Genomic DNA, 11,777 nt, shown 5'->3' on the forward strand with positions numbered 1-11,777 from the left:
GATCAGGGTTCACTGGTCTGGTCGTGCCCTCCGTACAGAACCCGCGGGAACGCTTGAATGGCTGCTTTGGACAAATCTTGAAGTCTGTTCTGGGTCGATCCGGGACAGTCGCAGACGGCGCGCGCACGCTATGGCCGCAGCCACCCGGATTTTTTCACTAACCAGCAGTTGCTAGATTCATAAGAAACGAACAAATGGGACAATATGACGGACCGGACATCATCGGGCAGGTCAAACTGGAGCATTACTGATCGCCGCGTCGCCCAGCACGGCAACAGACCATGAACGAACACGTCATGGCGTGGGCATCGGACGAGGCAACGGGAAAGCCTCGTTATATCTTCGAGTTAAGCGCGGCGGAGAACGGCGCTGCCTGCAATTGCCGATGCGCGAGTTGCGGTTCACCTCTCATTGCCGTGAAGGCCGGCGCAACCAAGTTCAAACGTCGCCCGCACTTCCGCCACGCGCAAGGGACGGAGCGGAAATCTTGCATGGTCGCGGCGGCTCGCGCCGCGTTCCTGTCAATGATTGAAAGCGCCGGCTATCTCGATCTGCCATCGACGCGATGTCCGTGTAACTGGACTCAGTGGGCACGTCTACACGCCTGGTCCGACCATCCGGCGGAACAGGTGAACATAGCATCGTGTTCAATCACCGACGAAGCCAAGGCCATTATTATTTTCGAAGACGGTCGTCAACTGCACGTAACCCTCGTTGGCGGACCCGACCGTGCGGCCGGCGGCGGTGGGGCTGCCACGGTCCAGATTCTGGTGGACGATCCGGCATTCGCTGCCTTGTCACCTGAAGAATTGCGCTCCCGAATGCGCCTTATGTTGAGCCATGGGAAGCCGAGCATGCGCAACAGCTTGGGGGTGGAAGTCCCCTGTCCAGCCTGATGGGGCGAAGGACTAGCGAACGCAAGGGCGTCGTCGCGAGGCGGGGTCTGAAGGAAGCGTGTAGCAAAGCCACGACCTGACGAAAGGCAAATCGAATAGCAGCCTGGCCCTTTTGTATTCGTCACAGTGACGTAAAATAGACCCCGTCGATCCGATCCGAGTCTAATATGCGTGACGTTACGAATAATATGACGGCCAAACCTAAGACAGAGCAGGTCAAGCGCGGCCGTGGACGACCGCGAAAGCCGGATGCGATGACCGGCGGGCAGCGTCAGGCTGCATACCGGGAGCGGCAGCGTGCGACATTAATTAACGTAACAGTAACGAAAAACATCCCGCCCCCTGACGAGGCCCATGACGCCCTGGTACGGGAGTGCGAGCGGCTGCGGGGAGAGCTGGCGCAGGCGCGACGCGAGCTTGAGGGGATGCCACGGGCCACGCAGCCAGCTTGCGATCCTTCGGACGTGGCTGCGATACTTGGCGCCCTCCACGCGCGCAGGACACCGATTCTGGCGAGCGACGCCTGAACCTGACGTTGAAGGGCACCCAGTTTTTCGCGCTGGAACGGCTGGTCGCGCACTTCAGCCTGTCTAAACCCGCGGTGATCGAGCGCCTGATCGACTGGGCCGACGACACGATTACGAAGTCACTTTACGACGACGAGACCGCATTTAACCGTTACATCGACCGTGCGTGACGAAAAATCGAGCGTAACCAGCGGCGCATTGTTGCGGGTACGGCAAAGGGTGTATTCGAGCGTCCGTTTCATGGCTCTCCCGATACTTAAAAATGGCCGCTAACCTGGCCGGCCAACACCCCGCGCAGCGGGGCCGCTGCCGCGGTTAAAGCTTTTCCGGTCAATCAGCAGACTTTTCAATCTGATGCTGGCTGTAGGTCCAGCCGTAGTCGTATTGATCCCTCGGCAACTCGCTTACCTGCAGCGCCTTATGCGCCGCAGTCAAGGCCAAGCGAAGCCAGCCAGCTGCGTGCGCCGCACGAGCCAAACCGAGTTCTCTGCGCTCCCACGGTCCAAATTCGGCATCGGTGTTCATCGCGGCAATCTCGCATCGCTCAATCAGCCCAGCAACGAGAGCGCGATGTTCGTCTTCGATCCTGCCGTCATTTGCGGCGAGTAGGTCAAACGCTTTCTGGATGGCATCGTAGAGTGCTGTGTGTTCCATTGCCTCTCCTTGCGCCGGCTCCGCCGGCTTTTCCTACTCGTGGTCGCGAAGGTCCGACAAGGACTCTTCCAGCGTATCCGCTGCGTTGAAGTGCAACTGCACGCTGGCGTCATCTAACGGTTCGCCTGACGGCATCTTGCGGGATTCAGCCGAGTCGCGGAGCACATTAATCGCCGCCCGCAGCGCGAGTGCTGTAGTCAATGTCGGCATCGTCTTTTCCCGTCTAACTGCGAATTTTATTGTCCCACGGAGCAAAATTGACGCCGAGCGCCGACATGCGATGTCGAGCGTCGTTCAGTGCAGCAATGAGGTCGGTCGCTCGGCGAACTTCCCTGCGAGGAGACTCGAATACCTGACGCTCGTCTTCATCCTCGCCGTAGTACACGGCGAACCCAAACCTTGCGCTGTAGTCACCGACTTCTGCAACACATCGATAAGGTGCCATCGCTGCGACGGTGGTATTTATCAATTGTGCGTCGGTTAGCTTGTCGATTGCCATAATTTCCCTACCTCCTCTCGTGCAGATTCTCTGTGTGCCGGCGCGGCCGGCTTTTCCTACTCGTGGTCGCGAAGGTCCGACAAGGACTCTTCGAGCGTATCCGCTGCGTCGAAGTGCAGCTGCACGCTGGCGTCATCTAACGGTTCGCCTGACGGCATCTTGCGGGATTCAGCCGAGTCACGGAGCACATTAATCGCCGTGGTCGCCCGCGAGAGCGCGGTTCACCAAATCAATGAGTTCGTCATCGTCAGCTGCCGCGAACTGGCCTACATCAATCATGAGTTTCATCGTTTTTTCCGTTCTATTTCTTCGGGACCATTTCAAGCGAACCGTCGCGAGCGTGCATGTCGAACTGCATGATCAGCTTCTCCGGTTCAGAAACGATGTTTGCGACCTTCACCGCGAATTCGATCGCATCAAATTTCGCCGCTTCGGAAAAGAAGCGCAGAAGGTAACGTCCATTCTTAAATTCAGGCAGGCCTCGGCTGTCGCCTTCCTCTAGGCTACGCTCGTACCATACCGCTAGGCCAGTCGACTCCGGGACGCAATGAATTGCGATATGCGATCCACTACCAAACCCCGAGCCGTCGAGTGTTGCATCAGTCACCGGGTACTTCGACCACAGGCTTTTCTGGGCGACTGCCATGTCAAACTTGTCCATATTCTCTCTTTTCCGATGGTCAGCTAACCGATTTTGATAGATCGAGTTTCAGCAACGTCGTCAGCTGAAACCCCGCGAGGGCCGCATCGAAGTTCGGCATGGTCCACTCGCAAACAAAAAATACCTGCTCCAACTGCGCAACGATGCGGTCGCAACTGTCGATCGACATGTTCATTTCACGCACTTCCTTAACAACGGCCTTCCGGTCGATCTTTGCCGAAAGCTGATGCCGCTGGACACGCCAAGCCGCAAGTTCTTCTACTGCTGTTGCAACGTGCCTTGCGGTCCAATCATCTGCGTCCGGCAAGAGCCGTGCGGCGATTTCTGTACTGGTGTAGAGAGTCGAAATGGTCATGGTCTGCTAATTAGTAGATGCTTGCGCAGCAGCGGGCGACGGACGCTTTCCCGATTTCGTTCGATCTCGTCAGATGACGCCATCTTTTGCCATTTGCTTGCGCACTCGTTGAATGCAAAGACGAGCAGCTTCTTCCGGCGTGTTGACGACCCAGCCGGATAACTCCCATCCGCCTTTGTAGTCGTAGTCGGCGGTGTAAAGTCTGCGTCCCTCTTTGTCGCGCACGACCACGAGTATCGTGCTGTTCTGCCAGGTGAACGTGGCACCTGAACTGACCGTATTTGCGACACTGGTCGTTGACGCGGAACCATAGACAGTGTTTCCGGTGTACCACCCCGAACCATAAGTTTGCGCAGTCGAGGATGACGTAGACGAGCCCAAAAAAGCGTTGTCGTCGCGGCTGGAGAACATGACCTCAATGACGCCCTTACCTGGTCCACGCTCAGCAATATCAAGTGATTTGCCAAGTTCCTGGACTGCCAGTTCATAGACAATCGCTGACAGGCCCGGCGACGGAGTGCGGACTTGGACTACGAACGGCGCCTGCTCCCTGAGCATGACATGCTCGCCGCTCCCAACCGACGATTGTATGGACGAACATCCGCTCAAAGCGGCAAGGATCACCAGTGGCAGCATGAACGCAAGTCTTTGTTTCAACATATTGGCTCCGCTTTTCCGGTGTTTCAGGGCTGGGAAGACTCTGCTGCAACGAGTTGCTTACGCAGAGCCTCCACCAGAGCACACGCCATCTTGTAGTGATGCTCAGACTTTCCTCGCCAAGTATCCCGTTCTGACTCGGCTCTTGCCAGCCGATCCCGCAATTGCTCGACGTTTTGCGCTGTCATGATGTTTTCCTTGTTGACCGCCGAGGCGGCTTTCCCTTCTCACAAACCGGCTGCGGTTCGTCGCACCCGCGCCGTTACTTTCGCTTTTGCCTCTTTCTCGAACAGTTCGTTCTCTGTAATTGCGTCCCCGAGATACATCGCCGTGACCCATCCACCGTGAAAGTCTTCAAACAGAGGCAAAGCCTTCTTCACAGCGTTCCGCTGCTCCTGATCGTCCGGTAGCTCAATGACGACCGTCAGGTATTGCTTACCCATGATAGCTTCCAATCGGCATCCGGCCGTCGCGGTGCGCGCAGCGCGCGCCACTGCTTTTCCGTTACGTTCAGCCAGCGTTACTGCCGTGCACGCGTGGCGACCATGTGGGTCGCGACTACTCGGCGAATGTCACACAAGATCTTCCGACCAACGATCGAGACCCTACGCTTACCTCTCGGCATCAACGCGAGGGTGTTACGTTGGCGGCGAATTCGACTAGAGCGTTTCACGTTTCGGTTGTTTTCCGCATCTGTTGGTGGACTCCCTGCAACCACTGAATCTGCTTACGGAGCGGATTCTTTGTCGCTTCCCACTCTTCCTTCAACAAAGTGCGAGTGTCGAAGACTGCCAAGTCGGCCAACGCGCGCCAACTCGTGTATCGATTAGGCGGGACAAGTTTTCCAGGATCGAGCAAATCCCCAAGCTTTTCAAGTAGTCGATTGCCGTCAACGTCATTAGGTTTGAAGCGAAGTTTGATTCGATTCAGATAGTGAAGTGCATCGTATTTAAATTGATGGAGCGCAGGTGCCAGCTCAGCTTTCTTCTCTTGGCTGCCCTCGGCGTTGAAGTCTTCATAGAATTCAATCCATTCGTGCGCTTTGGTCACATACTCCGTGATATCCGAACGCAGCTCGTTGATCCAGGCTTGCCTGAATTCGGAGATCTTTACCCCTCTCGCGATAATTGCTGCCGTAATCGCGCCGATCATTACCCACAGCGTTGCCAAGATTCAGCCTCCTTCCTTTATGAATTAGCCGCTTTTCCGACTCAACGGTCGTACGTCACGTCATTGAAAACAAAGGGCACACCCTGCGTAGCGAGGCGCGCCAGTCGAATGGCCACGGCGCGGTAGAACTCCCCTTTGTCGTCGTTCGCTACAAGCGCCATCGTGTCGAGACAATCGCTCCAGCGACCCGGACGCCCCTCCTTCAAGGTGAACCGGCCGGTTTCGTGCCAGTCAACCTGAAGGTGCAGGACGCTTTCAAGTCGTTCAGTTTCGATTTCTTCGGGCGTGCGAAGGTGCTTTCTTACTTCTCGTTGGAATGTCATCCGATAGTCCTTTTCAGAGGCTTCGCGCGCCGTCCAGATGCGCCATTATTGGACCCTCACTCGCCACCGGAATTTCCTCGCCGTTAGTGAGATGTACACGCAGAACGCCACCGGCAATGTCGGTGGGCAGCACATGGGCAATGCAGTTCAACCGGACGTAGCTGGTTCGTTCGTCAGTTTGATGAGGGTATCGGAACTCAACCTTGATATGCGGGCCAAGGATTTCAAGCAGGCTCGCAAGCGGCGCTGTCGAGAACGCATCGGCGCTCTTTGGCGAACCAACTGGCGTTGCCAGGGTGATTCGACTCGACGGGTCATCGACTCGCGGAGTGACGCGAACGATCGCGTCAGTCGCGACGTACGTATATCCTTTGGGGGCGAGTGAGGCGCTACCAGAAGGGAGTTTCACGAACGGCATAGCTGTTCCATTTTCTTATGCCGGCTACCGGCCAGCGAGCGGGGCGCTCGCGCGCCGTATGTTTTTCTTGTCATGAGGCCGGGGCCGCTATTCCTTTGTAAGCGCCGCATGCTGCTTCTGCGCCTCCTCAAGGCTATCGAATCGCCCCTGGTGCTCCCGGCTCTGCCAGAGCATGAAAGATGACACGCCCGAGACGACGTAGCGGCCGATCGTCCAGCCGCTCGCATGCGACCACCCATAGGGCGAATCCTGCTTCCACTCGCTTTCAGCTACGACTTCAGACATGCTCTTTTCCGGTCAATCAGCAGACTTTTCAATCTGATGCTGGCTGTAGTTCCAGCCGTAATCGTATTGATCCCTCGGCAACTCGCTCACCTGCAACGCCTTATGCGCCGCAGTCAAGGACAAGCGAAGCCAGCCAGCTGCGTGTGCCGCACGAGCCAAACCGAGTTCTCTGCGCTCCCACGGTCCAAGGTCGGCTTCTGTGTTCATCGCGGCAATCTCGCATCGCTCGATCAGCCCAGCAACGAGAGCGCGATGCTCGTCTTCGATCCTGCCGTCATGCGCGGCGAGTACGTCAAACGCATTCTGGATTGCATCGTGGAGTGCTTCGTGTTCCATCGCTTCTCCTTGCGCCGGCCACACCGGCCTTTCCAGGTTGGTTTGGCTCGGCGCGCTTTCGCATCAACGCACGGATCGCGTCATCGACGATTGCGCGGAGTACATATTCAGGTCCGTGAGGAAGCAGAGCTGCGAACGCCTCGCCCAAAGAATATGCGACCTCGGCCACGTCTCTTTCGCGAACGATTACGCGGAGGCCTGCCGTCAGCTCTGCTTCCAGGTCCCGCCCGTTCATTCGAAGTCCAATCGTGACCATGACACGCTCCACGAACTTACAGAGCTTTTCCGTTTTACCAAATGGTTTTCACGTGCGCGTAGGCGCGGATTTTTTCATCCTTCGTCACCAGCGGGACTGCTAGCTTGCGCGCGGTTGCCACAATCATCCGGTCTGCCGGATCTTTGTGGAACTCGCCTGGCAACTCAACAGACTTGACTGCGATTTCGGGATCGACCGGGATGAAGCGCACCGCTTCGATAGCCGACACCGTTGCGAGCCAACTTCCCACGTCCATCGACAGGACCAGTTTCTCGCGTTCAACAAGCATTGCAATCTCCCACGCGGAGATTGCGGATACGATGATTTCGCCGCCGACAAGCTCGCGCTCGATGGCGGCTTTCGCCTTCTTGCTCAGCGTCGGATCGCCGGCCACCCACCACACCAGCGTGTGCGTATCCAGAACGATCACTGCGCTGCCTCCCACTCAGCCTCGGCTACCGGGTCCGTGGGGTTGTCATAGCGCACCACCGAGCCACGAAGCACGTCCAGCGGGTCGCGTTCGATACCCCGATAAGTGCGTACTTCGATCGCGGGCTTGCCGTGATCGGTGACGATTACGCTTTCACCAGAGGCTTCGACCTGCCGGAAGAACTCAAGAGCTTTGGCCTTGAATTCGGACTTGGAAACCTGATTGCCGTCCATGATTCACCTATAGTCATTACCCATAGTCATTATTATAGCAAATGTGACTATCGGCGCAAGTCATTTGTGGCGAAGCGCAAACGTGTTAACGGCCCCAACCGGCACCGTCTTTAGGTTTATCAGGCCAATCAAATGACCCGCGCCACGATAGCGCCAAGGCGCACGGGATCGCTGTCTACGATCCGCTTCACTGCCGACAAGCTGCTCAACCCAAGCAAGCCACGGATCGTATCGAGATCGACACCGCTCCTGCGGAGGTTCACCGCAAACGTGCGTCGCGCTGCACTCGCTGAGCCGCTTTCGATTCCGGCCTGATGATGCAAATGGCGGTAGATGTTACAGACTCTCACACGAGTAGCTGATCTTCCCGGTGGACGTGTGCCGCCGCGTGAAAAGCAACGGCGTGCCAGTCGCCGCGAGAAAAAGTGGACCGGCGTTGTCCAGGCCACGGTACGCCTGCGGCCTGGTTGTGACGCCGTGCCAGCGCGCTATCCGCGAGGCTAGGTAGGCATCGAGTGAATGTGTGACGTATCGAGCCACCCAGTAGAGGTCCCGTTCCTTGCCGTTGAACGCTGCCTCGGCACGCAACACGCTGTCACGCCGTACCGATCCGTCTGCATTTAGGTAGTCAGACACCAGAAGCCGAGCAGTCTCGCTTGGCTGCAATCCAAGCCCGTATGCGACTGCGAGCAGTGCCACGTCGCGCTGGGGAGATTGACCAGTTACGGCGGCGACCTTGACCATATGAGCGAACTGATGCTTCTCAATAACCGGAGCTTTTGCCATATCGGAATGTGCGTGTAGGGGTAGCGCATTCTGATGCAGTATCGCGCTCGGAACGCCAAAACGGCCCGCAGACGCCCGTACTTCCTCGCGTCCTCGGAAAACCAGACCGGGTGTGTCGGACGGCGCAAAATAGGTGCGGCTTGAACCGTCGCTCGCGCATCGCGCGCAACGCGTAAAGTGACGTCAGCGCTTTCGCGGTACGAACAATGCTGCCGACACATTTTTTCGGAGACGCAACATGGAACGGACTTTCGAGCAGACAGTATCCGATCTGCGCATGCTGCTGCGCGACGAGCCTCACTCAACGACGGCCGACGTGGCGGACGGTGCGGTCGTATTTCTCGCTGGCGACGAACTGCGGGGCGTTTTCCTGAGCGCCGATGAGCCAGACGGATTGGATCAACCGTTTAATGTCGACGCATGGTTCGTCGGTCAGATCGAAGAAAAGTTTCGCCAACCCAGGTTCACACACCGGCCGTCGCTGAGCGCGTGGGCATTCGATGCCCCGCCGGCTGAAGTAGCCGACTGAAGGGCAGCACCCGTTCTGGCCGCCCTCAGCCGTCCGCGAGCAACGACCCCTGCCCGTCCGATACGGTCGTATCCGTTATCGCTCTGGAATCCTTCGTGCCGGTTCTGACAGTGCGTGGTGGCAGCGGATACGGTTCGGCAAACAATGCTTCGGCCGGATACAACCGGAGAAACGAGTACGCCTCATCTGTATTGCGGCACGCCAGCCACGATTCATATTCAGTGGAAGGCACAATCACCACTGAGCGTTTTTCCGATCCCGGTCGGTGAAACCTCTTCATCAACGGATGCTCGTCGGCATTCACTGTCAGCATGGTGAAACTGAGCGCGTCGGCACCGTCTGGCTCTTTCCACGAACGCCATAGACCTGCGATCGCTAGCGGTTCGCCTGATGCAAGGCCGATGCGCCAGCGCACCGCCTTGCCGGTCTCGTAATCCGGCTCGTAAAACCGTTCCGTAGGAATAAGACATAGCTGAAGCTTCGTCCAGGCGCTGCGAAAGCTGCGCTTCTGCCCGATCGACTCGGCACGGGCGTTCATGGTGTCGAACACTTTTACGCCATCGGGAATGTGTCTGCGAGGCACGATTCCAAATGTGGCGGGGTCGGTAGTAAATGCGTCATTGACGCGCCTCACGATTGGCGCGGTGTAATCCTTGTAGATCTCGCGAGGATAGTCGAAGTGCGGCTCGGGAAAGAGGCTGAATGACTCAAATCGCACAACCGGATTCGATTCGTAGCTCGTGCACATGGGTTCCCCTCAGGCTGGGTTCGGACATTCAGGACATGATACTGCGCGGACCGACCCGAAGGCCCACTCGGGCGGTCAGGCCATTACATCTGGAAACGCGACAGACGTGGGGCAGCGGGCTTGCCCCGCCCGACCAAATATACGCAACGTAAAAAAAATCCCCGGGGGTTAGCCCGGGGATGTCGATAGATCTACTGTCCGCGTCACGCGGCTACTGCAAACAGGTCAAGCTGCGGCGCATCGCGGCGGACGCGAGCCTGATGCCCACCCTCGCTGATGCAGTTCGCGACAAGGTGCGCGTCCAGCTCATGCGGAGTGAGGTTGAGGCGCTGCGCGAGCCTGCTGAAATACTGCCCCCGTTTCGCCATGTCCTGATACCGCTGCGCCATTCCGACCGGCAGCTTTACGATCCCTTCGTTGAGCCAGAAACGCGCTGATTCGATTGCATCGCGGTTCTGCGTTTCCAGCATGAATGCCGTGTCATACGTACATGTCACAAACACACACGCGGCCTCAGCGTCGACCTCAAACTGCGCGGCCTCCTCGAAATACACCGTCTGCTCGCCGCCTGTGGTTCTGGCATATCGACTGGGTCGCTCCGGATGCAGATAGCGGTTCCACTGCTCCGCATCGAAATCACGAAGCCCCGTGGACGGTGCATCCTGATCGTACTGCCCCGCCGGATACCATCCGTGCAACACGATGTCGGTCTTGGGCATTGGCTCGATGTGAGGCACGGGATACCTGCGACCGAGGACATTCACATCGTGCCAGACGGAAAGCGCGGGAAATGCATGCGGCGCGTAGTGATGCATCGACAGAAAGAAGTCAATCGCCACGAGTTGCTGCGGCGTCACGAACTCAAATTGCGGCTCGCATAGTTCGCGGTTGTGCTCCGTGTCAGGGATGAGTCCCGACGCCAGCTCTCCCGAGTGAACATCCGCCCGCTCTCGTTCGTTGGCGTCAATCGTCAGTATCATTCTCAGCATATTCAGCCGCTCGCCCGAACGGTAGGTGTCGGCCTGAATTCGCGTGTATCCCGCCTCGCTGATGGTCCGTCCAACCAGCTCACGACGGGATAGATCCCATTGGATGGCGAGGAGGTAGTTTCGAAAGTCGTTCAGCGGTTTCAGATGCGCGTGTTCAGCCTCCTGCACCATGAATTCCATCGACTTGTCGCGATCGCCTGAAACGCAGCAGAAAGCACAGCCGAACCTGGAACCACAGGCAGCGCGCGCCCCACTCTCGCCCATCACAACGCCACATACGCCGCCGTTGCCCGCGCGGTAGATGTCGGATAGCTTCGTGATCGTCGAAGGCGCCAACGAACTCGGAAACGGCAGGATCGACGGGTCAGCAAGGCAACCCAGCATCTCCCAGACGTGATCGCTGGTCCAGTCTCTCAGAGGCGACAGTGACAATGAGCCCGAGGCCTGCCTGGTAGCGACCTCTGCCTGTTCGTCTCTGGCAATCATCGCAATGCTTCTGGACTGGCTTTCGTCGAGGCGATTCCCGATCACCGAAATCACCTCTCTCACACCAGCCACTTCAGCGCTCTTCTCCAGACGCGCGCGAAGCCTGCCTTGCGGCTGAACCTTCCAGGAATCGGCGCACTGCCTCATGCGTTTGCCGTTGCGAACTCCATTTTCAGGCGTTCTGACCAGGGTTCCGCGACCGATCGTCTGCACCACAAATTGCGATGCAAGCGACGGTTGGGTGAGGTGTACTTCGACGGGCAAGCCTGAGTCGTCGACAAACATCGTCACCTCTTCCAGCAGAGAATGAAGGAAGTTGGCGGTGCTTGGGTTGTCGATGGTTGTATCCGCAGACGTGATGTAGTGCTTCACGTCTGGTTTTGCCTGTCTCGACCGTCTTACCGCTTCAAGCATCAGGACCATCGCGCAAGTACTGTCTTTGCCACCGCTTAGTCCGGCCGCGAGAACATACCCCGCTCGATATATGACTGCATCGACGAAATCGCGCGCTCCATCAGGGCGAAAATGTCACGTTCCAT

General features: G+C 57.7%; 20 protein-coding genes. 3 read left to right on the top strand and 17 right to left on the bottom strand.

The annotated features are described in order from the left end of the window. Positions 1–281 precede the first annotated feature (281 nt). Both P0D89_RS47525 and P0D89_RS47530 read left to right on the top strand, forming a co-directional pair. Complete coding sequence (locus P0D89_RS47525) at positions 282–896, top strand: hypothetical protein (protein WP_408369233.1); 615 nt, start codon at positions 282–284, stop codon at positions 894–896. A gap of 535 nt (positions 897–1,431) precedes the next feature. Beyond that, a complete protein-coding gene (locus tag P0D89_RS47530) occupies positions 1,432–1,593 on the top strand; it encodes a hypothetical protein (protein WP_408369231.1) in 162 nt (53 codons plus the stop codon). 160 nt (positions 1,594–1,753) lie between these two features. Here P0D89_RS47530 and P0D89_RS47535 read toward each other — a convergent pair whose 3' ends face one another. The 15 genes from P0D89_RS47535 to P0D89_RS47605 form a co-directional block, all read right to left on the bottom strand. Further along, the gene (locus tag P0D89_RS47535; protein ID WP_408369229.1) at positions 1,754–2,077 is read right to left on the bottom strand and encodes a hypothetical protein; all 324 of its coding nucleotides are present in this window, start codon (positions 2,075–2,077) and stop codon (positions 1,754–1,756) included. A gap of 33 nt (positions 2,078–2,110) precedes the next feature. Continuing rightward, on the bottom strand, positions 2,111–2,287 hold the full coding sequence (locus P0D89_RS47540) for a hypothetical protein (protein WP_408369227.1): 177 nt from the start codon (positions 2,285–2,287) through the stop codon (positions 2,111–2,113). A gap of 13 nt (positions 2,288–2,300) precedes the next feature. Further along, a complete protein-coding gene (locus P0D89_RS47545) occupies positions 2,301–2,576 on the bottom strand; it encodes a hypothetical protein (protein WP_408369225.1) in 276 nt (91 codons plus the stop codon). 301 nt (positions 2,577–2,877) lie between these two features. Next, positions 2,878–3,237, bottom strand: a complete 360-nt coding sequence (locus tag P0D89_RS47550) for a hypothetical protein (RefSeq protein ID WP_408369223.1) — start codon at positions 3,235–3,237, stop codon at positions 2,878–2,880. A gap of 19 nt (positions 3,238–3,256) precedes the next feature. After that, positions 3,257–3,592, bottom strand: coding sequence for a hypothetical protein (locus P0D89_RS47555; RefSeq protein WP_408369221.1), 336 nt, complete (start codon positions 3,590–3,592; stop codon positions 3,257–3,259). Positions 3,593–3,661: 69 nt separating this feature from the next. Further along, positions 3,662–4,252, bottom strand: coding sequence for a hypothetical protein (locus P0D89_RS47560; RefSeq protein WP_408369219.1), 591 nt, complete (start codon positions 4,250–4,252; stop codon positions 3,662–3,664). A gap of 224 nt (positions 4,253–4,476) precedes the next feature. Then, positions 4,477–4,692: a hypothetical protein gene (locus tag P0D89_RS47565; RefSeq protein ID WP_408369217.1), complete on the bottom strand. Its 216-nt coding sequence runs from the start codon at positions 4,690–4,692 to the stop codon at positions 4,477–4,479. A 226-nt stretch (positions 4,693–4,918) separates the two neighbouring features. Next, positions 4,919–5,419: a hypothetical protein gene (locus P0D89_RS47570; RefSeq protein ID WP_408369215.1), complete on the bottom strand. Its 501-nt coding sequence runs from the start codon at positions 5,417–5,419 to the stop codon at positions 4,919–4,921. Positions 5,420–5,460: 41 nt separating this feature from the next. Continuing rightward, complete coding sequence (locus tag P0D89_RS47575; protein WP_408369213.1) at positions 5,461–5,742, bottom strand: hypothetical protein; 282 nt, start codon at positions 5,740–5,742, stop codon at positions 5,461–5,463. 13 nt (positions 5,743–5,755) lie between these two features. Beyond that, positions 5,756–6,160, bottom strand: a complete 405-nt coding sequence (locus P0D89_RS47580) for a hypothetical protein (RefSeq protein WP_408369211.1) — start codon at positions 6,158–6,160, stop codon at positions 5,756–5,758. An 87-nt stretch (positions 6,161–6,247) separates the two neighbouring features. After that, complete coding sequence (locus tag P0D89_RS47585; RefSeq protein ID WP_408369209.1) at positions 6,248–6,445, bottom strand: hypothetical protein; 198 nt, start codon at positions 6,443–6,445, stop codon at positions 6,248–6,250. A gap of 12 nt (positions 6,446–6,457) precedes the next feature. Further along, positions 6,458–6,781, bottom strand: coding sequence for a hypothetical protein (locus P0D89_RS47590; protein ID WP_408369207.1), 324 nt, complete (start codon positions 6,779–6,781; stop codon positions 6,458–6,460). A 290-nt stretch (positions 6,782–7,071) separates the two neighbouring features. After that, the gene (locus P0D89_RS47595) at positions 7,072–7,467 is read right to left on the bottom strand and encodes a type II toxin-antitoxin system VapC family toxin (RefSeq protein WP_408369205.1); all 396 of its coding nucleotides are present in this window, start codon (positions 7,465–7,467) and stop codon (positions 7,072–7,074) included. Continuing rightward, a complete protein-coding gene (locus P0D89_RS47600) occupies positions 7,464–7,700 on the bottom strand; it encodes a type II toxin-antitoxin system Phd/YefM family antitoxin (protein ID WP_408369203.1) in 237 nt (78 codons plus the stop codon). Before P0D89_RS47600 ends, P0D89_RS47595 begins: the two co-directional genes overlap by 4 nt. Positions 7,701–8,036: 336 nt before the next feature. After that, the gene (locus P0D89_RS47605) at positions 8,037–8,486 is read right to left on the bottom strand and encodes a site-specific integrase (protein ID WP_408369201.1); all 450 of its coding nucleotides are present in this window, start codon (positions 8,484–8,486) and stop codon (positions 8,037–8,039) included. Between the two features lie 238 nt (positions 8,487–8,724). Between P0D89_RS47605 and P0D89_RS47610 the strand changes: the two genes are divergently transcribed. Further along, positions 8,725–9,015 carry a hypothetical protein gene (locus P0D89_RS47610; RefSeq protein ID WP_408369199.1) on the top strand — a complete coding sequence of 97 codons (291 nt, stop codon included), beginning with the start codon at positions 8,725–8,727 and terminating at the stop codon, positions 9,013–9,015. Between the two features lie 25 nt (positions 9,016–9,040). On the opposite strand, the gene P0D89_RS47615 is transcribed toward P0D89_RS47610, so the two are convergent. Together P0D89_RS47615 and P0D89_RS47620 are read right to left on the bottom strand one after the other, a co-directional pair. Further along, positions 9,041–9,763 carry an SOS response-associated peptidase gene (locus P0D89_RS47615; protein WP_408369197.1) on the bottom strand — a complete coding sequence of 241 codons (723 nt, stop codon included), beginning with the start codon at positions 9,761–9,763 and terminating at the stop codon, positions 9,041–9,043. Positions 9,764–9,966: 203 nt separating this feature from the next. Beyond that, a complete protein-coding gene (locus P0D89_RS47620; protein ID WP_408369235.1) occupies positions 9,967–11,724 on the bottom strand; it encodes a phosphoadenosine phosphosulfate reductase domain-containing protein in 1,758 nt (585 codons plus the stop codon). Positions 11,725–11,777 lie beyond the last annotated feature (53 nt).

Origin of the sequence: Paraburkholderia sp. RL18-085-BIA-A (assembly GCF_046027075.1) — a bacterium.
In the GTDB taxonomy this organism is placed as follows: Bacteria; Pseudomonadota; Gammaproteobacteria; order Burkholderiales; family Burkholderiaceae; genus Paraburkholderia.